The following is a 20,332-nucleotide window of genomic DNA, read 5'->3' as shown; positions in this document are numbered from 1 at the left end:
ACGGCAATGCCGGCGGGTTGAGAAACACCCTTCGTACCAGTACGGATAATGCCGATGCTGGGAGCGTGCGCGGTGTCCAGCTCTTCCCCGGAACGCGCTTCCCGTCCTCCCCGACTCGGCTCCATTTCCGAAATTTTTCGAACCTGGAGCTTCCTCTTGAACGCCAATCCTCAGTTTTTCGCCACTCAGGCTACGGTCGACAACGCCGCCGTCCAGCCGCTGCCCGCCTCCCGCAAGATCTACGAACGGGGTTCCCGCCCTGACATCCGCGTCCCGTTCCGGGAAATCCGGCAGGACGACACCCCCACGTTGTTCGGCGGCGAAAGCAATCCGCCCCTGACGGTCTACGACACCAGCGGCCCCTACACCGACCCGGACGCCGTCATCGACATCCGGCAAGGCCTGGGCGCTCCGCGCCTGCCCTGGGTCCTGGAGCGCCAGGACACCGAGGTGCTGGACGGCCTGAGCAGCCAATACGGCCGCGCCCGCCAGTCCGACCCGGAACTGGAGGCCCTGCGATTCGCCCGCACCCGAGCCCCGCGCCGAGCCCGCCCCGGCGCCAACGTGACGCAGATGCATTACGCGCGACGCGGCATCGTGACGCCGGAAATGGAATTCGTGGCCATCCGGGAAAACATGCGCCGCGAACATTACGTGGAGAGCCTGCGCAACAGCGGCCCCGAAGGCGCCCGCCTGGCCGAGCGCCTGACGCGCCAGCACCCCGGCCAGTCGTTCGGCGCCGCCATCCCGCAGGCCATGACGCCGGAATTCGTGCGCGACGAAGTCGCCCGAGGTCGCGCCATCATTCCGGCCAACATCAACCACCCGGAAGTGGAACCCATGGCCATCGGCCGGAATTTCCTGGTCAAGGTCAACGCCAACATAGGCAACTCGGCGATCCGCTCCGACATCAGCGAAGAGGTCGAGAAAATGACCTGGGCAATCCGCTGGGGCGGCGATACCGTGATGGATCTGTCCACCGGCAAGCACATCCACGAGACCCGGGAATGGATCATCCGCAATTCCCCGGTGCCCATCGGCACGGTGCCCATCTATCAGGCCCTGGAAAAAGTGGGCGGCGTGGCCGAGGAACTGAACTGGGAGATCTTCCGCGACACGCTGATCGAGCAGGCCGAGCAAGGGGTGGACTATTTCACCATCCACGCCGGTGTGCGCCTGCCTTTCGTGCCGATGACGGCCAGCCGCATGACCGGGATCGTGTCGCGCGGCGGATCGATCATGGCCAAGTGGTGCCTGGCGCACCACAAGGAAAGCTTTCTGTATGAACGCTTCGAAGACATCTGCGAGATCATGAAGGCCTATGACGTCAGCTTTTCCCTGGGCGACGGCCTGCGTCCCGGTTCGGGCTATGACGCCAACGACGAGGCCCAGTTCGCGGAACTGCGCACCCTGGGCGAGCTGACCCAGGTGGCCTGGAAGCACGACGTGCAGGTGATGATCGAGGGCCCCGGCCACGTGCCGATGCAGATGATCCGCGAGAACATGGATCTGCAGTTGAAGCACTGCCACGAGGCGCCGTTCTATACCCTGGGGCCGCTGACGACGGACATCGCCCCGGGCTACGACCACATCACGTCGGGGATCGGCGCAGCGCTGATCGGCTGGTACGGCACGGCGATGCTGTGCTACGTGACTCCGAAGGAACATCTGGGCCTGCCCAACAAGAAGGATGTGAAGGACGGGATCATCACGTACAAGATCGCCGCCCACGCAGCCGATCTTGCGAAGGGCCATCCGGGCGCGGCGATCCGGGACAATGCCTTGTCGAAGGCGCGTTTCGAGTTCCGCTGGGACGATCAGTTCAATCTGGGGCTGGATCCGGACACGGCCCGGGCGTTCCATGACGAGACGCTGCCGAAGGATTCGATGAAGGTGGCGCACTTTTGTTCGATGTGCGGGCCGAAGTTCTGCAGCATGAAGATTTCGCAGGATGTGCGGGATTATGCGAAGGACAACGGTCTGGACGAAGCCACCGCCCTGGCGCAGGGGATGGCGGCGAAATCGGCTGAGTTCATCGAGCAGGGGGCGGAGATCTATCAGAAGGCGTGATGAGCGGTTTCTGATGTCTTCAACGGTTCCGCCGGGTCGACGCTGGGCGGAACCGTTGATCGCCTCCTGCGTTCAAAGCTGTAGGGACTTGCTGTCTCGCCTCGCAATCACGGTGGTTTCCCCCGGTGCACTTGGCGACACACGGCTCTGTACTTGCATGCGCTGTTGTTTTTTGCTGGCGCAGCCGGCGCAGCGCCCGGTGGTTCCGCGACCACTCCTGGTGGCCCTCCGGGCTTCCCGGATCTGCCTCGTCCACGCGGGCGTCGGGCGAACTCGTCGCTTCGCTCCTCAAACACGCCCGACGAAATCCCCCGCGTTCCCTTCGTCAGCATCCGGCACCAGTCGAATGGTCGCTCCACCACCAGGCGCTGCGCCGGCTGAGTCAGTAGCATGCGGAAAATTCAAACCCGAACACGCGCACTGGCCGAAGAGGACACACTACCCGTCATTCCGCGCATCCACGCCCCAACAGGCCGTTTTTCGCCAAAATACGCCGCTCTGAGCCCGGGGAGGCCATGCCCCCGGCGCCGACATTGTCTGGCGCCGGATGCTTCTGAAGGGAGGGCGGGGGATTTCGTCGGGCGTGTTTGAGGAGCGAAGCGACGAGTTCGCCCGACGCCCGCCCGGACGAAGAAGATCCGGGCAGCCCGAAGGGCCGCCTGACACAGTCGGCAGAGGGGGCATGGCCTCTCCGGGCGGCTTAAGAACTCAGACGAACAATCAGATCACTTCACCGCGTACAGGAACAATTCCACCCGCCGGTTCAGCGCCCGCCCTTCCGGCGTATTGTTGTCGCCCACCGGACTCGCCGACCCCCGGCCTTCCGCCGTCAGCCGGCCCGGCGCAACACCCTGGCCCGCCAGATACTGCGTCACCGCCCCCGCCCGCCGCTGCGACAACGGCATATTGATCGCATCCGAGCCCGTCGTATCCGTATACCCGATCGCCTTGGCCCGTAATTCCGGATGCTGATTCAAAGCCCGCGCCACACTATCCAGCACCGGCAGCAGTTCCGGCTTCAGCACGGACTTATTCGTATCGAAAGACACATTGCTGGGAATATTGACCTTCAATGTCCCATCTGGCATTTCAATCACGGCAACCCCTAAATTGGACGCCCCCGACTTCTCGACATCCTGTTTGATGCCCTTCCAGTTATAGCCCACCACCCCGCCGACCACGGACCCGATGCCCGCGCCGATCAGCGCTGCCTTGCTGCTGTCTCCGATCAGCACGCCCAGGCCGGCGCCAAGAGCCGCGCCGGCGCCCGCGCCCATGGCCGTATTCTGGCCCTGAGGGGACACATTGGCGCACGCCGTGAGAAAAACCAGACTGCCGACCGCCATTATCCGGGGGACATAATATGTTGCCGTTGCCATGGCACTCTCCTGTGCGTAATGAGATTCGCCTAGCGTAGCAGGATGTGTCCGCACAAATGTAAGTCCTTGTTGCGATTCTGGCTTTTCGTCGCAGATCACCCGGGCTCGCCATCCGGTCGGGTGACACGGAATACAATCAGGTCGAACGGGCGCCAGGGCCCGGCACAGAGACCCTATGATCGAATTTCAGCACGTCTTCAAATCCTACGGGCGCGGCCGCAACATCCTGGCTGATGTCAACTTTCGCATCGAGCCGGGTGAATTCATCTTCGTGTCCGGCCCCTCGGGGGCGGGGAAATCCACCCTGTTGAAACTGATGGGAGGGCTGGAGCCCGCCAGCCGGGGGGCGGTCACCGTCAACAACCACCGCATCGATCGCCTGTCGTCGCGCACACTGCCCTACCTGCGCCGCACCGTCGGCCTGATCCTGCAGGACGCCCACCTGTTGTTCGACCGCCATGCGTTCGACAATGTGCTGCTGCCTCTGGCCGTGCAGGGCCTGGAGCCCGCGATGGCAACCACCCGGGCGCGCGCCGCGCTGGAGAAAGTCGGCCTGCGCGGCAAGGAAGCCATGCTGCCCATCGAACTGTCCGGCGGCGAACAGCAGCGCCTGGCGATCGCCCGGGCCATCGTCGGGCGCCCGGCCATCCTGATCGCCGATGAACCCACCGCCAACCTGGACCACGACAGCGCCACACACATCATGGATGTTTTCCGGGATTTCAACCAAGTCGGGGTCACGACCCTGATCGCCTCGCACGACACGGCCCTGATGGCCCGCTATGCCCAGCGCACCTTGCACATCGACGCCGGCCGCTTCACCGACCAAGCCGGAGTCCCCGCATGAAACGCTGGCTGCACCACCACCGCTACGCCCTGCGGGTCGCCCTGCGCCGGCTGCGCCTGCACCCCTTCTCGTCCCTGGCCAACATCGTCGTCATCGCCCTGATGCTGGCGGTGCCCATCCTGGGCGCCGCCGTGCTGCAGTCCAGTCAACCGCTGGCCAGGCAACTGGCCGTGGCCCCGGAACTCACCCTGTTCCTGACCCCGGGCACGTCGGCCGACCAGCAACAGGCCCTGCTCAAACGCCTGCAGGATCAGGCGGGCGACAAGATATCGGATGCCCGGCTGCTGCCGCGCGACCAGGCCATGGCGCAATTGCGCGCGGACCCGGCCTGGGCTCAGGCCCTGGACGCCCTGGCCGACAATCCGCTGCCCGACGCCCTGATCGTGACCCTGAAGGATTCCGATGCCCCCGCCCAACAGGCGCGCGCACTGGCCGACACCTGGCGGCAATGGCCGGGGGTGGATCACGTGCAGCTCGACAGCGAATGGGTGCGACGCCTGGAATCCCTGTTGTCGTTCGTCCGCGTAGGCCTGGGCCTGCTGGCGATCGCCGTCATCGTGGTGGTCCTGGCCACGGTATTCAACACCGTGCGGCTACAGGCCCTGACCCAGCGGGAAGAAATCGCCGTGGCACGACTGGTCGGCGCGACCGAATCCTTCGTCCGACGGCCCTTCCTGTACCTGGGCGCCCTGACCGGCCTGGCAGCCAGCCTGCTGGCCCTGCTGCTGGCCTGGCTGGCCATGGCGCCGCTGAACACCCTGTTGGGACATTTCGCACAGAGCTATGGCATCGACTGGTCCCTGCACCTGCCGGCTGCGCCGGATCTGCTCTTGTCCGGCATCCTGATCATTCTGCTGGGGGCGATCGCCGCGCGCCTGTCCGTTACCCGGCATACGCAGTTCTGATGGCGGCGACAGACCCCGCATCCCGCATCGCGGCCTGGCAGCGGCAGTCCGGCCGCCATGGCCTGCCCTGGCAGCATACCCGCGATCCCTACAGGATCTGGCTGTCGGAAATCATGCTGCAGCAGACCCAGGCCGCCACGGTCATCCCGTACTACCAGCGCTTCCTGGACAGCTTTCCCTCGGTCGTGGCGCTGGCCGATGCGCCCGCCGATGCAGTGCTGCGGGCCTGGGCCGGCCTGGGATACTATGCCCGCGCCCGCAATCTGCACCGCTGCGCCCAGGCGATCCGCGACCGGCACGCCGGACAATTCCCCCGCAGCGCCGCCGAACTGGAAACCCTGCCCGGCATCGGTCGCTCCACGGCGGCCGCCATCGCGGCCTTCGCCTACGGCGAACGCGCCCCGATCCTGGATGGCAATGTCCGCCGCGTGCTGGCACGGCATCTGGCCCTGCAGGGCGACCCCGGCGCCACCGCCACGCTGCGCGCGCTCTGGGCGCACGCCCAGGCCTGGCTGGATCGGGCCCCCGCCGACCTGGACATGCAGGCCTACACTCAGGGTCAGATGGACTTGGGCGCCACGATCTGCACCCGATCCCGGCCGGACTGCCCGCGCTGTCCGCTGGCGGCGGACTGCGCCGCCCGGCAGCAAGGTTTGCAGAACACCCTGCCCAGCCCCCGCGTCCGGCGCGCCCAGGCCCGGCACTGCTGCTGGATGCTGATCATGGAATGCGAAGACCACCTCTGGCTGCAGCGGCGACCCGATACCGGCATCTGGGGCGGCTTGTGGGCGCTGCCGACCTTCGACGACCAGTCGGCGCTGGACGCCGCCTGCGCGGGGCTGCCGGCCGCGTCCAGGGGGATGCAGGCCCTGGCAGGCATCGAACACGTGTTCACGCACTTCCGCCTGCTGATGCGGCCGGTGCGGGTGCGAGCGCCCGGCCCCCGCTCCGCGATCCGGGCCCTGGCCGATGGCGGGCATGTCCCCCTGGCGTCTTCGGTCAAGCCGCAGCCGCGCAACCCGGCCGTGATCCCGGTATACGAGGGGACGTCGGCCTGGATACCCATTGCGCAACTACAAGAAGTCGGCCTGCCCGCGCCGCTGTCACGCCTTTTGCTGGGTTTGTATCCGCCCGTCGCCTGAAGGACTCCGGACACGCCGGGCCATCACCCCGACGATCGGGGCTGATGCGCCCCGATACTCATCAGCAGGCCGCAGGCCACCCCCAGCGTCATCAGGGCCGTGCCGCCGTAGCTCATGAAAGGCAGCGGCACCCCGACGACCGGCAGCACGCCGGTCACCATGCCGATGTTCACAAAGACGTAGACGAACATCATCATGGACATGGCTCCGCCCAGCAGGCGCCCGAACTGGGTGGGCGCCCGCACCGTGATCGTCAGGCCGCGCAGCACCATCAGGGCATACAGCACCAGCAGGGTCACGCCGCCGTAGAAACCGAACTCCTCGGCAAACACGGCAAAGATGAAATCGGTAGTGCGTTCGGGGATGAAATCCAGGTGCGTCTGCGTGCCCTGCATATATCCCTTGCCGTAGACACCGCCCGAACCCACGGCAATCATGGATTGGATCGTATGAAAGCCCTTGCCCAGCGGGTCGGAACCGGGGTTCAGCAAGACGCAGACCCGGTATTTCTGATAGTCGTGCAAGACCACCCAGTCCACATCGGGCTGGCAGATCTGGTCCTCGTAGGACACCAGCGTGCCCAGCCCCAGCACGGCCACCAGCACCACCGGCACCAGCAACTTGAAAGACAGGCCCGCGAAATAGATCACGCAAAATCCGGACGCCAGCACCAGCAGCGCCGTGCCCAGGTCAGGCTGTTCGATGATCAGCGCGGCCGGCACCAGCAGCAGCACCCCGGCCACCAGGAAGTCCAGCACCTTGAAACGCCCGCTGGACTGCCGCTGAAAATACCAGGCCAGCATCAGCGGCACGGCAATCTTCATCATTTCCGATGGCTGGACACGGCCAAATCCGAGCTCCAGCCAACGCGTCGCACCCTTGCTGGTCACGCCGAACAACATCACCGCCACCAGCAGCACCACGCCCACGACATACAGGAACGGGGCAGTGCGCATGATGAAGGTCGGGCGCATCAACGCCACCGCCCACATGGCGACAAAAGCGATCAGGAAATTACGCAACTGATCGGCGAAGCGCCAGTCGGTGTTCCCCACCGCCGAATGCATGGTCGCCATGCCGACCAGCGCCATGAGCACCAGAAGAATCAGCAAAGGCCAGTCCAGGACCGACAGCATGCGGCGCACGGCCAGCACGATGAGCTTCATGGCGTGTCCTCCTGGGCCCCATCTTCAGGGGGCGTAGCGGCATCCGGCAAAGGAGCGGGCTCGGGGGCCTCTTCGTCATCGGGCGCGGGCGATGCGTCCGGCGCCCCCAGGCCCGGTCGCGCGGCCGCATCGTTCGCCTGGCGCGCGGCCTGTTCCGCCTGCATCTGCTGCCGGCGCTTGACCACCCGGGCGGGATCCAGCCAATAATCGAAGACCGTGCGGGCGATCGGCGCCGCGACCGAGGCGCCCCAACCGCCGTTTTCCACGATCAGGGCCACGGCGATCTGCGGGTCATCCACCGGCGCATAGGCCATGAACAGGGCGTGGTCGCGCAGGCGTTCATCCACCGCATGCGCCTTGTATTTGGCGCCCCGCAGGCTGTAGACCTGGGCAGTGCCGGTCTTGCCCGCGGCCTGGTAGGCGGCTCCGTCGAAGGCCCGCCGCGCGGTGCCCTTGTTGATGACGTCGACCATGGCATCACGGACCGCCTTCAGATTGGCGGGCTTGAGCGGGATCGTATATTGAGGCGCCAATACCGGATACGTGAAACGGCCGGTCAGGGGATCGATGATACGGCGCACCAGATGAGGCTTCATGTAGACCCCGTCATTGGCCAGGACCGACGTGGCCTGCGCCAGTTGCAGCAGGGTGAAGGCGTTGTAGCCCTGGCCCACCGTCACAGAAACGGTTTCACCTTGATACCAATGCTGCTGCGCCGGTTTTTTATAGGTCTTGCGCTTCCACTCCCGAGAGGGCAGCACGCCGCGTCGTTCACCGTCCAGATCGATGCCGGTGATCTGGCCAAACCCGAACTGCTTGCTGAAATCATGCAAGGCATCGACGTCCATCAGGGCGCCCAGCGAAAAGAAATAGGTGTCCGAGGACACGACGATCGCCTTGTGCAGATTGGTCGGCCCGTAGACGGCCCCTCCCGCATTGCGGAATTTCTGGCCGGCCAGTTCGAAATACCCCGGATCGGGGACCATGTCCTGCGCCCCGCGCAAGCCCATTTCCAGAGCCGCCAAGGCGACGAAGGGCTTATACGTCGAGCCGATCGGATAGGTCCCGTACAAGGGCCGATTGATCAGGGGGTGATCCGGCGACTCATTGAGTTTGCGCCAGTTCTCCACGTCGATGCCATCGACGAACAGATTCGGATCAAACGAGGGCGAGGACACGAACGCCAGGACCTCGCCGGTATGCGGCGCAATCGCCACCAGCGCCCCGCGACGGCCATCGAATTGGGTCTCTGCCAGCTTCTGCAAGCCCGCATCCAGGGACAATTCCAGATTCGACCCCGGAATCGGGTCGGTACGGCTCAGTTCGCGCACGGGCCGGCCGGTCGCTGTCACTTCCAGCTCCTCGACCCCCGTGCGGCCATGCAGCACCTTTTCCCATGTCTTTTCAATACCCTTTTTGCCCATCACCAGGGTACCCCGGTAATTCCCCTCCTGGCCGGTATCTTCCAGGTGCTGCTCGTCCGCTTCCGATATCCGGCCGACGAAGCCCAGCACATGCGCCGCGGACTCATGCAGAGGATAGGCGCGCACCCAGCGGGCCTGCAGGCTGACGCCCGGGAATTCAAAGGCATGAACGGCAAACCAGGATGCCTCGATGTCGTTCAGGTTATTGCGCAGCAGCACCGGCGCGTAGCGGCCGCTTTGCTGGTAGAGCCGCAGGAACTTGCGCTGGTCGCTGTCGCTGATGTAGACGAGTTCCCGCAATCGGTCCAGCAGATCCTCGACTTTCCCCTGGACCTGCGCCCGCGTGACCAGCAGCGTGTAATCCCGCTGGTTGGTCGCCATGGTTTCGCCATTGCGATCCGTGATCTGGCCGCGCCGGGGCGGGATCGGCACGATGGTGATCCGGTTCTGATCGGCGCGCGCCGCCAGATTGTCATAGCGCACGATCTGCAAATACCACAGGCGGCCGACCAACAGCAACAGGCACACCAAGGCAAACACGCCCGCCACCCAGGCGCGCAACAGCACAGTCTGCCGCTGATGGAGGCCGGTCTTGCGAAACTCAAACATGCCGCGCCATCACACTGCGCCGACGTCGTCGCCATCCAGCCGGCGCTGGGGCAGCAACAGCAGCACGTCCGCCAGAGGCAGCAGCGCGCCGGTGATCAGCGCCGCCCACAGCCAGTCCCAACCCACCCAGGCGCCATTGAGCCAGGCCCCCAGCAGTCGCGACACCAGGGCCGCCGCCACGAAAACCGGCACCATATGCAGCGTCTGGACCCAGACATTGAAATGCTGCAGCCGTCTGTGCAGCCGCAGCACCCCATAGGCGCACAGCACATAATTCAAGGCGTGCAGCCCCAACAGGCCGGAATCATGCACGTCCATCAGCAGGCCCAGGACAAAAGCGGTGAGCAGGCCGACACGCCCGGGCTCGTGCAGGCACCAGAATGCCAGCACCAGCAGCAGCATGTCGGGCACCGGCTGCCACAGCCGCCAGGGCAACAGGGACGCCAGCCAGACCAGGAGCAGCGAGCCCCATACCAGCCAGGCCGATGAGGGCCGGTGGAAAGGCGCGGCATCCACAGGCTGCAGAGACATCAGCGAGGAACGCCCCGCCGGTCGTTTAGTGCTGACCAAGGGCACGCTCGATCTCCTCGGGTTTGGGCACTTTCGACACATCGACGCGCAGCACCAGGAAATGGCGATAGCGTTCGGGATGCGACAAAGGTTCGGCAATCGCCATGGCAAAGCCGGTGCCCGGGTCGCGATCCACTTTTTCCACCCGCCCCACCGAAAGCCCCGCCGGGAACAAACCGCCGATACCGCTGGTCACGAGTGTATCGCCGGCCTGTACATCCACATTGGCCGTCAGGTAGCGAACTTCCAGCTTGCCGACTTCATCGCTGCCGAAGGCGATCAGGCGCAGGCCGTTGCGCAGCACCTGAACGGGGATGGACACCTGATCATCGATCAACAAGGCGGCCTCGGATGTGAACGGAGTGACGTGGATGATCTGTCCCACGACCCCGCCTTCGTCGATGACCGGCATCCCGGGCTCGATGCCCGCGTCGGACCCCTTGTTGAAAATCAGCCGATGGCTGAACGCATTGGGCGGCACGTAGAAAACTTCGACGGCCACCGACTGCTGGGAAATGGATTCGGATACTTTCAGCAAGCGGCGCAGCTGCTCGTTCTCGGTCGTCAGCTGGGCGGCATGGGTGACCAATTGCGCCATTTCGATCTGCTGGCGGCGCAGGGCGTCCTGTTCCTCGCGCGCCAGTGTGGCCGCGTGCGACCAGCTGTCCACGTATTCCATGGCCTCTCGGGGAGCCAGCACCACCCGCTGAAAGGGGTAGATGGCCGTCGACAAGGTCTGGCGCACCGGACCCAGGACGGGCCAGTGCGCATCGGTCACAATCAGGGCCAGGCAGACGGCCAGCAACAGGACCAGACGGACTTCGATGCTGGGCCCGCGCTTGAAGAGCCTGAGCGTCCCGGGTTCGCGCATGACGAAAAAGAGCGAAGACCGCTCTATCAATCGTAAATGAAGACCCCGCCCAGACGCTCGAGATGTTCGAGTGCTTCGCCGCAGCCCCGCACCACGCATGTCAGCGGGTCCTCGGCGACGACCACGGGCAGGCCGGTTTCTTCCTGGAGCAGACGGTCCAGGTCATGCAGCAGCGCCCCGCCACCGGTCAGGGCGATGCCCTTGTCGGTGATGTCCGCGCCCAATTCAGGCGGCGTCTGTTCGAGCGCGGTTTTCACGGCCGAGACGATCTGATTCAGCGGATCCGTCAGGGATTCGAGGATTTCGTTCGAAGACACCGTGAAGCTGCGCGGCACGCCTTCGGACAGATTGCGGCCCTTGACCTCGATTTCACGGATTTCAGACCCGGGGAAGGCCGAGCCGATTTCTTTCTTGATCAGTTCGGCGGTGGGTTCGCCGATCAGCATGCCGTAGTTGCGGCGAATGTAGTTGATGATGGCTTCGTCGAATTTGTCGCCGCCGACGCGCACCGAGCCTTTGTAGACCATGCCGCCCAGGGAGATCACGGCGACTTCGGTGGTGCCGCCGCCGATGTCCACGACCATGGAACCGCTGGCATCGGACACGGCCAGCCCGGCGCCGATGGCGGCGGCCATGGGTTCCTCGATCAGGTAGACCTGGCTGGCGCCGGCGCCCAAGGCGGATTCGCGGATGGCGCGGCGTTCGACCTGGGTGGAACCGCACGGCACGCAGACGATGATGCGCGGGCTGGGGGCCAGCATGCTGCGCGGGTGAACCATGCGGATGAACTGCTTGAGCATCTGCTCGGTCACGGTGAAGTCGGCGATGACACCGTCTTTCATCGGACGGATGGCTTCGATGTTGCCGGGCACCCGACCCAGCATCTGCTTGGCCTCGTGGCCGACTGCCTGGATGATTTTCTTGCCGTTGGGGCCGCCATCGTGGCGGATTGCGACGACCGAAGGTTCGTCGAGCACGATGCCCTTGCTGCGGACATAGATCAGCGTATTGGCCGTACCAAGGTCAATCGCCATATCGCTGGAAAAATAGCTGCGTAGGAATCCGAACATGGGCGCACTAATGTAAAGAGGGTGAAATGGGATTTGCGCGCGTAGGGCCCGATGTCGCCGACGATCTACCGCCAGCGCGGCGGGCACAGGCCAGGCAAGCCGCATGGAATCGGTAATGATAACTTATAATCCTCTGTGGACATGCTTGGAATCAAGGGGAAAGTTTTGCAAAACATCCGCTTTCGGCATTCCCGGACACATCCGCACACACTCATCCGGCCGCCCTTTGGCGGCGGCCTCTCCGGCAAGACGACATGGCACTGACCGAACAGGACATCACCCGGCTCGCACGACTTTCGGGCCTGCGGCTGGATTCCAATGACCAATCCCGCGCCCACCAGGAACTGAATCGCATCCTGGGCCTGATCGAAGAACTGCAAGCGGTGGCCACGACCGGCATCGAGCCCATGGCCCACCCGCTGGCCGCCCATCAGCACATCGCCCTGCGGCTGCGCGACGATGCGGCCGACCCGGCCCAGTCGACCGGCCAGCGCGACGCCTGCCTGCAAAACGCCCCCGCGGCCCACCAGGGCCTGTTCCTCGTGCCCACCGTCATCGAATGATGCCATGACCCAGTTTTCCGAATTCCACAGCATCCCGGCGCTGGGCGAAGCCCTGCGCAGCCGGCGCATCAGCGCCGCCGAGCTGGCCGCCGACGCCCTTCGGGCCGCCCGCGGCTACCGCGACCCGAATGTCTTCCTGCACATCGACGACGACCTGACCCTGGCCCAGGCCCGCGCCGCCGACCAGGCGCTGGCCGACGGCCAGGCGGGGCCGCTGACCGGCATTCCCATCGCCCACAAAGACCTGTTCGTGACGCGCGGCTGGCGCACCACCGCCGCCAGCCGCATGCTGGCCGATTACGTCAGCCCCTTCGATGCCACCGTCGTGGACCACCTGCGCCAGGCCGGCGCCGTATCCCTGGGCAAGCTCAGCTGCGACGAATTCGCCATGGGCTCGGGCAACGAGAATTCCGCCTTCGGCCCGGTATGCAATCCCTGGGACGCGGACCGCATCCCAGGCGGGTCGTCGGGCGGCTCCGCCGCCGCCGTGGCCGCCGGCCTGGTGCTGGGCGCCACCGGCACCGACACAGGCGGATCGGTGCGCCAGCCCGCCGCCTATTGCGGCGTCAGCGGCATCAAGCCCACCTACGGCACCGTATCGCGCTACGGCATCATCGCCTACGCTTCCAGCCTGGATCAGGCCGGCCCCCTGGCCCGCAGCGCCCGCGACCTGGTGCCGCTGCTGGACACCATGAGCGGCTTCGACCCCCAGGATTCCACCAGCCTGGAATCCTGCGACGGACGGCCCAACGCCTCCGGCCGCATCCAGGCCGATTTCGACGCGGCGCAGTCCGTCTTCCAGGCCGCGGGCGATCAGCCCCTGAAAGGCCTTCGCATCGGGGTGCCGCGCGAATTCTTCAATGAGGGCCTGGCAGCCGACGTGGGCGCCGCCATCGAATCCGCCCTGCAGGTCTTCGAATCGCTGGGCGCCACCCGCGTGGATATTTCCCTGCCCCGCACCCGCCTGTCGATTCCGGCGTATTACGTCATCGCCCCCGCTGAAGCATCCAGCAACCTGTCGCGCTACGACGGGGTGCGCTACGGCCACCGGGCGGCTCAGTACACAGACCTGGCCGACATGACCAGCCGCTCGCGCTCGGAAGGCTTCGGCGACGAAGTGCGCCGCCGCATCCTGGTGGGCACCTACGTGCTGTCGCACGGCTACTACGACGCTTATTATCTGCAGGCCCAGCGCGTGCGGCGCATGATCGTCGATGACTTCCAGCGGGCGCTGTCCCAGGACTGCGATGTCATCATGGGGCCGGTCACGCCCGGCACGGCCCGCCGCATCGGCGACAACCGCCAGGACCCCATCGCCGACTGGCTGGGCGATATCTACACCCTGGGCGTCAGCCTGGCCGGGCTGCCCGGCATGTCCATCCCCTGCGGTTTCGGCGGGGATTCGGGCCGCCTGCCCATAGGGCTGCAGATCGTCGGCCGCTATTTCGACGAGGGCCGCCTGCTGGCCCTGGCCGACCGCTATCAGCAGACCACTGACTGGCACCAACGCACACCGGAACACGCATAATGGATTGGGAAATCGTCATCGGGCTGGAAACCCACGCCCAGCTGTCCACTCAGTCGAAGATCTTTTCGCGCAGCAGCACGCGTTTCGGCGCCGAGCCCAATACACAGGCCAATGCCGTGGACATGGCCCTGCCGGGTTCGCTGCCGGCCATGAACCGGGGCGCGGTGGAACGCGCCATCCAGTTCGGCCTGGCCATCGGCGCCCAAGTAGCGCACCGATCCGTCTTCGCGCGCAAGAACTATTTCTACCCCGATCTGCCGAAGAACTACCAGATCAGCCAGTTCGAATTGCCTATCGTGGTCGGCGGCCAGTTGTCATTTTTCGTCGGCGAACAGGAACACACGATCAACCTGACGCGCGCCCATCTGGAAGAAGACGCCGGCAAGTCCCTGCACGAACATTTCACCGGGCCGCATGGCGAATCGTCCAGCGGCATCGACCTGAACCGCGCGGGCACGCCGCTGCTGGAAATCGTGACCGAACCGGAGATGCACTCGGCCGCCGAGGCCGTGGCCTACGCCCGCACCCTGCACGGCCTGGTGGTCTGGCTGGGCATTTGCGACGGAAATATGCAGGAAGGTTCGTTCCGCTGCGACGCCAACGTGTCGGTGCGTCCGCGCGGCCAGACTGAACTCGGCACACGCTGCGAGATCAAGAATCTGAATTCTTTCCGTTTCCTGGAACGCGCCATCCAATACGAAATCCGTCGCCAGATCGAACTGATCGAAGACGGCGGCAAGGTCGTGCAGGCAACCCGCCTATACGATGCGGACCGGGATGAAACCCGCAGCATGCGCACCAAGGAAGACTCCGACGACTACCGGTATTTCCCCGACCCGGATCTGCCGCCGCTGATCGTGTCGCCGGAATGGATCGAAGAAGTCCGCGCCACGCTGCCGGAACTCCCGGCGGCGAAACGCGCCCGTTTCGAATCCGATATGGGTCTGACGGCCTACGATGCCGCGCAACTGACGCTGCACCGCTCCGTGGCGGATTATTTCGAGGCGACCGCGACGGCCCTGCCCGCCGAGCAGGCGAAACAGGCGGCCAACTGGATCCTGGGCGAATTGTCGGCGGCGCTGAACCGCGACGGGTTGGAGATCGGCCAATCGCCGGTGGCTCCCGCGCAATTGGCGGCGCTGATCGCCCGCATCCTGGACGGGACGATTTCCACCAAGATCGCCCGCGATGTGTTCGCGGCGATGTGGGCGGGGGAATCGGGCGGCGATGCGGATGCGATCATCGAGTCGAAGGGCCTGCGCCAGATCAGCGATACCGGGGCGATCGAAGCCATGATCGATCAGGTGCTGGCGGCCAACCCCGCGATCGTCGAGGAATACCACGCAGGCAAGCAGAAGGCGTTCAATTCGCTGGTGGGCCAGGTGATGAAGGCGGCCAAGGGGAAGGCGAATCCGCAGCAGGTGAATACGGTTCTGAAGCAGCGGCTGGACAAGTAGTTTTCATTTTTCCATCCGTTCCTATCGCTGCTGCTACGGCGGAATCCGGCCTTGCTTCTTCTGTGGGAGATCTCGGCCGGTATGCGTTCCGGCTTCAGGCGCCGCTCGCCTGGTCCCGGCTTCGCCGGGACTGCCCGGGCAGAGGGCCATTTCCGGGGCGTTCGCCAAACTCGCGGGGCGCCCAGTCCCCCGGACTGGGCACAAGCGTCCCGCTCAAACAGTGGCTCTCTTGCCTCCCCTCCAATGGCCCTCTACCCGGCAGGCTCGAACAGCGCCTGAAGCCGGAACGCATACCGTCCTGACGCAATCAAGGAAGATTGTTCTCGCGTCCTGCCCGGTCAAGCCTATACCACTGGACTCCTATATCATCGGATCCGACGGGATCAAGGCCCGCATGACAGGCCGCGCTTATTCATAGCCGCTGTAAGAGCAACCCCACGCCCCTCCAGGCCTGTACGCGGCTGCGCAAGGTGGCGACGACACCACGCGCCAATCACCTCCACCAAGCAAACAGGCCCCTGAACCAACACGCAGTCGTCCCCGACGCCCCACATGCGGATACTCTGAGGCTGGGAGGCGCCGGGCCTTCCGGGCGCTGTTGGAGGCCGTCGGTCATTTCATGCAAATCGGGGGTGCAAGCGAGCCACCGTTCAAGCGGGACGCTTGTGATCAGTCCGGGGGACTGATCACCCCGCGCGTTTGGCGAGCGCCCCGATTTACATGAAATGACCGAGCAGTCCCGGCACAGCCGGGACCGGCCGACCAGCGCCCGGAAGGCCCGGCGCCACCCAGCCGGCTCAAGAACTCAAACCAAAACAGCCCTCAAGCAGAAATCCCGTACCGATCCCGATAAGCCGCCACCGCCCCCCGGTGCTCGGCCAGCTCCGCATCCCCTTCCAGCAGCGCCATCACATCCACCAAAGAAGCAATGCTGATCACCGGAATCCCGTAGGTCTGTTCCACGTCCTGCACCGCCGAATGCGCCGACAGGGCGCCCTCCGCCCCGGCGCGTTCCATGCGGTCCAGGGCGATCAGCACCGCAGCCGGCTGGGCCCCGGCCGCGCGGATCAGGGTCACGGATTCACGCACCGAGGTGCCGGCCGTGATCACATCGTCGATGATCACCACCTTGCCATGCAACGGCGCGCCGACCAGCACGCCACCCTCGCCATGATCCTTGGCTTCCTTGCGGTTGAAGGCAAAAGGCACGGACCGCCCGACCAGGGCAGGCTGCCCCGACAGCGCGACTGCTGTCGTCGTCGCCAAAGGAATGCCCTTGTAGGCGGGGCCGAACAGCATGTCGAAACCCAGTCCGGCATCGATCAGCGCCTGGGCATAGAACTGCCCCAGGCGGCCGACGCTGGCGCCATCGTTGAACAGGCCCGCATTGAAAAAATATGGGCTCAAGCGCCCGGACTTGGTCTTGAACTCACCAAAACGCAAAACGCCCTGTTCCAGGGCAAAACGGACGAAGGCTTGAGCGTGCGAACCGGGCATGGCGGAAATCTCGGAATCTGGGAAGGCCACATTATCGGATATTTCCGGGCAGGCCCGCAGATCCGGCACTGATCCTCAACGGGGATTCGCCGCGCCCGCGCTCCTTTCCCAGCTATGCTTTCCCTCTCAGTGCGCCTATCATTTAGCCCTCAAATCCCCATATGCAGCACGAAGGAACACCATCATGCGCCAGCCTGTCTATTTCATTTCCCATGGCGGCGGCCCCTGGCCCTGGATGCCGGACCCCACGAACAACTACGCGGCGCTGACCGCCGCCCTGCAAGGCATCCCCGCCGCGCTGCCGCAAGCCCCCCGGGCCATTCTGATGATTTCCGCCCACTGGATCACCCGCGGGCAGATCAAGGTCAGCGGACATCCGCAGCCGGGCATGGTGTACGACTACCATGGCTTTCCGGAAGATACCTACGACATCCACTACACGGCCCCCGGATCGCCCAGGCTGTCAGCGCGGGTCCAGGCCTTGCTGTCCGCCCATGGCATCCCGGTCATCGAGGACACGCGGCGCGGGTTCGATCACGGCGCCTTCGTGCCGGCCTATGTCATGTACCCCAGGGCGCAGATCCCCATGGTGCAGTTGTCGATCGAAGCCGGGTTCGATCCGGCCTGGCACCAGGCGCTGGGGGCAGCCCTGCAGCCGCTGCGCGACGAAAACATCCTGATCATCGGCAGCGGGCTCAGCTACCACAACCTGCGCGGCTTCGGTCCGGCCGGGCGCGAACCCTCCGCCCTGTTCGACGCCTGGCTGCAGGACACCCTGGTCGCCATGCCGCCGGACCAGCGTCAGGCCCAGTTGCTGCGCTGGGAAACCGCGCCCGCCGCCCGCATCTGCCATCCGATGGAAGATCACCTGGTACCCTTGTTCATCGCCAGCGGGGCGGCCGGCGACGAGCCAGCCACCTGCTTCCATCACGAAACCAACGCATCCGGCGGGCTGACCGTGTCCAGCTTCCGGTTCGGATAAAGGACTCCCGTGCTACGCATCACCACCCTGAACGTCAACGGCATCCGTTCTGCCTACCGCAAAGGCCTGGCGAACTGGCTGCAATCCCAGAAACCCGACATCGTCTGCCTGCAGGAAATCAAGATCCAGGATACGGACCTGACCGACGAACTCCGCCACCCGGACGGCTATGCCGGACATTTCCATCACGCGGAGAAAAAAGGCTACAGCGGCGTAGGTCTGTACCTGCGCCAGCCTGCGGATGGCGTGACCATCGGCATGGACTGCCCGGAATTCGACGCGGAAGGCCGCATCCTGCGAGCCGACTGGCCGGGCTTGAGCGTCGTCAGCGCCTATCTGCCGTCTGGATCCAGCGGCGACGAACGGCAGACCGCCAAATACCGTTTCCTGGATCACTACGAAACCTGGCTGGACGGCCTGATGCGGGAATACCGCGACACCGGCCGGGAATTCGTCATCTGCGGCGACTGGAACATCGCCCACCGCGAAATCGACCTGAAGAACTGGAAAGGCAATCTGAAGAACAGCGGCTTCCTGCCCGAGGAACGCGCCTGGCTGACAGAACTGTTCGATCAACGCGGCTGGGTGGACGTCTACCGCACCCTGCACCCGGACGCCGAAGGCGAGGCCTACACCTGGTGGAGCAATCGCGGCCAGGCTTGGGCGAAGAACGTGGGCTGGCGCATCGACTACCACATAGCCACGCCCGGCATCGCCGCCCGGGCGCAGGCCGCCAGCGTCTATAAGGATGAGCGCTTCAGCGACCACGCGCCGCTGACCGTCGACTACGCGCTGCCGTGACGCCTTGCATGCAAAAACCGGATCATTTCCGTCATGATCCACTGAAATTGTTATACTGACGTCAGATATCTCTGGAGCTCTTCCATGTCCGATTCCGTCGAAAGCGCCGTTGCCGCCGCATCCGGCCTGCAAAACTGGTCCATGATGCAGGAAAAGCAGAATCTGCTGCTGCGCAAGGTTCTGGACGGCCAGTCCAACACCATTCTCAGCCTGGTGAATTCCGTTCCCAGCGTGCCGCAGTTGGCCAACGGCGGCGCCGTGGGCACTTTGCTGCACACGACGGCCTGATCCCGGCGAGCCGGATTGCCGTCCTGGACGGCAGGCTGCGAAACGAAAAACCCCGCTATATGCGGGGTTTTTTCTTGTCCGGACACTCATCGGCGCGGCCTCGGTCGCCTGACCGATGCGACGCCTCGATCAGGCGGGCGCGCGCCGCCGATGGCGGACCTGATCATCATCCTGACGCTGATAGTTCTGCGCCAGGACCGCGCACACCATCAGCTGGATCTGGTGGAAGATCATGAGCGGCAACAGCACCGGCCCGATGGCGCTGGCGCTGAACAGCACGCCGGCCATCGGCACGCCGGTGGCCATGCTCTTTTTCGAACCGCAGAAGACAATGGTGACTTCATCGGCCCGCTTGAACCCCAGCTTGCGGGTGGACCAGGTATTGAGCACCAGCACGACGGCCAGCAAGACGACGCAGCAGATCACCAGCAGCACCAGCGATTGAGGGGCCACCTGATGCCAGAGGCCCGCGACCACCGACTCGCTGAAGGCCGTATATACCACCAGCAGGATGGAACTCTGATCCACGCTGGTGACCAGCTTGCGGTGGCGATCCATCCAGCGGCCGATCACGGGCCGCATCAGATGCCCGGCGACGAACGGCAGGAAAATCTGCTGGCCGATGCGCAGGATCGAAGACAGCAGGGAACTGCTGTCCAGCGCTGACGTATCGGTCTGCAGCAGCAACTGCAGCAGCAGCGGGGTGATGACGATGCCGACGATGCTGGACGCGGACGCGGCGCATACCGCCGCCGGCACGTTGCCCCGGGCAATCGACGTGAAGGCGATCGCCGACTGCACCGTGCCCGGCAGCACGCACAGATACAGCATGCCCACGTACAGAGGTTCCCCCAACAGCGGCACCAGGACGGGCCGCGACAGCCAGCCCAGGATCGGAAAGATGATGAACGTCCAGGCGAAGATCACCCCATGCAGACGCCAGTGCGTGGCCCCGGCGATGATGGCATCACGTGACAGCTTTGCGCCATGCAGGAAGAACAGCAGCGCGATGGCGGCCGCCGTCAGCCATTCGAAAAAGACTGCACCCCGACCATGCGCGGGCAGCAACGTTGCCGCTACGACGACGGCAATCAGGATCAGGGTGAAGCGGTCAAACAGCAGGCGTAATTTCGATACCATGACAAAGAATGCTCCAACGGTCC

18 protein-coding genes are annotated in these 20,332 nt (G+C 64.9%); 10 read left to right on the top strand and 8 right to left on the bottom strand.

Annotated elements, in window-relative coordinates:
• Nucleotides 1-156: 156 nt before the first annotated feature.
• Nucleotides 157-2,070, top strand: coding sequence for a phosphomethylpyrimidine synthase ThiC (thiC, locus tag WBG56_RS00430; protein WP_424264592.1), 1,914 nt, complete (start codon nucleotides 157-159; stop codon nucleotides 2,068-2,070).
• 725 nt (nucleotides 2,071-2,795) lie between these two features.
• Here thiC and WBG56_RS00425 read toward each other — a convergent pair.
• Complete coding sequence (locus WBG56_RS00425) at nucleotides 2,796-3,449, bottom strand: OmpA family protein (protein WP_424264591.1); 654 nt, start codon at nucleotides 3,447-3,449, stop codon at nucleotides 2,796-2,798.
• Nucleotides 3,450-3,624: 175 nt separating this feature from the next.
• Between WBG56_RS00425 and WBG56_RS00420 the strand changes: the two genes are divergently transcribed.
• From WBG56_RS00420 to mutY, 3 genes are read left to right on the top strand one after another with little or no spacing between them, the layout of a single operon-like run.
• Entirely contained in the window at nucleotides 3,625-4,296 is a 672-nt protein-coding gene (locus tag WBG56_RS00420) for a cell division ATP-binding protein FtsE (RefSeq protein ID WP_424264590.1), read from the top strand.
• On the top strand, nucleotides 4,293-5,201 hold the full coding sequence (locus WBG56_RS00415; RefSeq protein ID WP_424264589.1) for a cell division protein FtsX: 909 nt from the start codon (nucleotides 4,293-4,295) through the stop codon (nucleotides 5,199-5,201). Before WBG56_RS00420 ends, WBG56_RS00415 begins: the two co-directional genes overlap by 4 nt.
• A complete protein-coding gene (gene mutY / locus WBG56_RS00410; protein WP_424264588.1) occupies nucleotides 5,201-6,343 on the top strand; it encodes an A/G-specific adenine glycosylase in 1,143 nt (380 codons plus the stop codon). Before WBG56_RS00415 ends, mutY begins: the two co-directional genes overlap by 1 nt.
• 23 nt (nucleotides 6,344-6,366) lie before the next feature.
• Here mutY and rodA read toward each other — a convergent pair whose 3' ends face one another.
• The 5 genes from rodA to WBG56_RS00385 are packed head-to-tail and all read right to left on the bottom strand — an operon-like array spanning nucleotide 6,367 to nucleotide 12,053.
• Nucleotides 6,367-7,509, bottom strand: a complete 1,143-nt coding sequence (rodA, locus tag WBG56_RS00405; RefSeq protein WP_424264587.1) for a rod shape-determining protein RodA — start codon at nucleotides 7,507-7,509, stop codon at nucleotides 6,367-6,369.
• The gene (gene mrdA / locus WBG56_RS00400) at nucleotides 7,506-9,542 is read right to left on the bottom strand and encodes a penicillin-binding protein 2 (protein ID WP_424264586.1); all 2,037 of its coding nucleotides are present in this window, start codon (nucleotides 9,540-9,542) and stop codon (nucleotides 7,506-7,508) included. Before mrdA ends, rodA begins: the two co-directional genes overlap by 4 nt.
• Before the next feature lie 9 nt (nucleotides 9,543-9,551).
• Nucleotides 9,552-10,073: a rod shape-determining protein MreD gene (gene mreD / locus WBG56_RS00395; RefSeq protein ID WP_424264585.1), complete on the bottom strand. Its 522-nt coding sequence runs from the start codon at nucleotides 10,071-10,073 to the stop codon at nucleotides 9,552-9,554.
• A 25-nt stretch (nucleotides 10,074-10,098) separates the two neighbouring features.
• Nucleotides 10,099-10,983 carry a rod shape-determining protein MreC gene (gene mreC / locus WBG56_RS00390; protein ID WP_424264584.1) on the bottom strand — a complete coding sequence of 295 codons (885 nt, stop codon included), beginning with the start codon at nucleotides 10,981-10,983 and terminating at the stop codon, nucleotides 10,099-10,101.
• Between the two features lie 26 nt (nucleotides 10,984-11,009).
• Entirely contained in the window at nucleotides 11,010-12,053 is a 1,044-nt protein-coding gene (locus tag WBG56_RS00385; RefSeq protein ID WP_043685149.1) for a rod shape-determining protein, read from the bottom strand.
• Between the two features lie 254 nt (nucleotides 12,054-12,307).
• Here WBG56_RS00385 and gatC point away from each other — a divergent pair, with 254 nt between their 5' ends.
• Genes gatC through gatB form a run of 3 tightly spaced genes read left to right on the top strand, consistent with a single transcriptional unit; the run spans nucleotide 12,308 to nucleotide 15,601 of the window.
• Complete coding sequence (gene gatC / locus WBG56_RS00380; RefSeq protein WP_424264583.1) at nucleotides 12,308-12,616, top strand: Asp-tRNA(Asn)/Glu-tRNA(Gln) amidotransferase subunit GatC; 309 nt, start codon at nucleotides 12,308-12,310, stop codon at nucleotides 12,614-12,616.
• 4 nt (nucleotides 12,617-12,620) lie between these two features.
• Entirely contained in the window at nucleotides 12,621-14,144 is a 1,524-nt protein-coding gene (gatA, locus tag WBG56_RS00375) for an Asp-tRNA(Asn)/Glu-tRNA(Gln) amidotransferase subunit GatA (RefSeq protein WP_424264582.1), read from the top strand.
• Nucleotides 14,144-15,601 carry an Asp-tRNA(Asn)/Glu-tRNA(Gln) amidotransferase subunit GatB gene (gene gatB, locus WBG56_RS00370; RefSeq protein ID WP_424264581.1) on the top strand — a complete coding sequence of 486 codons (1,458 nt, stop codon included), beginning with the start codon at nucleotides 14,144-14,146 and terminating at the stop codon, nucleotides 15,599-15,601. Before gatA ends, gatB begins: the two co-directional genes overlap by 1 nt.
• Nucleotides 15,602-16,423: 822 nt before the next feature.
• On the opposite strand, the gene pyrE is transcribed toward gatB, so the two are convergent.
• A complete protein-coding gene (pyrE, locus tag WBG56_RS00365) occupies nucleotides 16,424-17,098 on the bottom strand; it encodes an orotate phosphoribosyltransferase (RefSeq protein WP_424264580.1) in 675 nt (224 codons plus the stop codon).
• Between the two features lie 184 nt (nucleotides 17,099-17,282).
• On the opposite strand from pyrE, the gene WBG56_RS00360 reads away from it, so the two are divergent.
• The 3 genes from WBG56_RS00360 (at nucleotide 17,283) to WBG56_RS00350 (ending at nucleotide 19,169) form a co-directional block, all read left to right on the top strand.
• Entirely contained in the window at nucleotides 17,283-18,080 is a 798-nt protein-coding gene (locus WBG56_RS00360; protein ID WP_424264579.1) for a DODA-type extradiol aromatic ring-opening family dioxygenase, read from the top strand.
• Nucleotides 18,081-18,089: 9 nt separating this feature from the next.
• On the top strand, nucleotides 18,090-18,881 hold the full coding sequence (locus WBG56_RS00355; RefSeq protein ID WP_424264578.1) for an exodeoxyribonuclease III: 792 nt from the start codon (nucleotides 18,090-18,092) through the stop codon (nucleotides 18,879-18,881).
• An 84-nt stretch (nucleotides 18,882-18,965) separates the two neighbouring features.
• The gene (locus WBG56_RS00350) at nucleotides 18,966-19,169 is read left to right on the top strand and encodes a hypothetical protein (RefSeq protein WP_424264577.1); all 204 of its coding nucleotides are present in this window, start codon (nucleotides 18,966-18,968) and stop codon (nucleotides 19,167-19,169) included.
• Between the two features lie 129 nt (nucleotides 19,170-19,298).
• Here the strand turns inward: WBG56_RS00350 and WBG56_RS00345 are convergent, their stop codons facing one another.
• A complete protein-coding gene (locus WBG56_RS00345) occupies nucleotides 19,299-20,309 on the bottom strand; it encodes a bile acid:sodium symporter family protein (protein WP_424264576.1) in 1,011 nt (336 codons plus the stop codon).
• Nucleotides 20,310-20,332: the final 23 nt, after the last annotated feature.

This window comes from Castellaniella sp. (assembly GCF_049671645.1).
GTDB lineage: Bacteria > Pseudomonadota > Gammaproteobacteria > Burkholderiales > Burkholderiaceae_B > Castellaniella.
The sequence above is the reverse complement of the archived record's forward strand: the minus strand, read 5'-3'. Positions and strand labels throughout refer to the sequence as shown.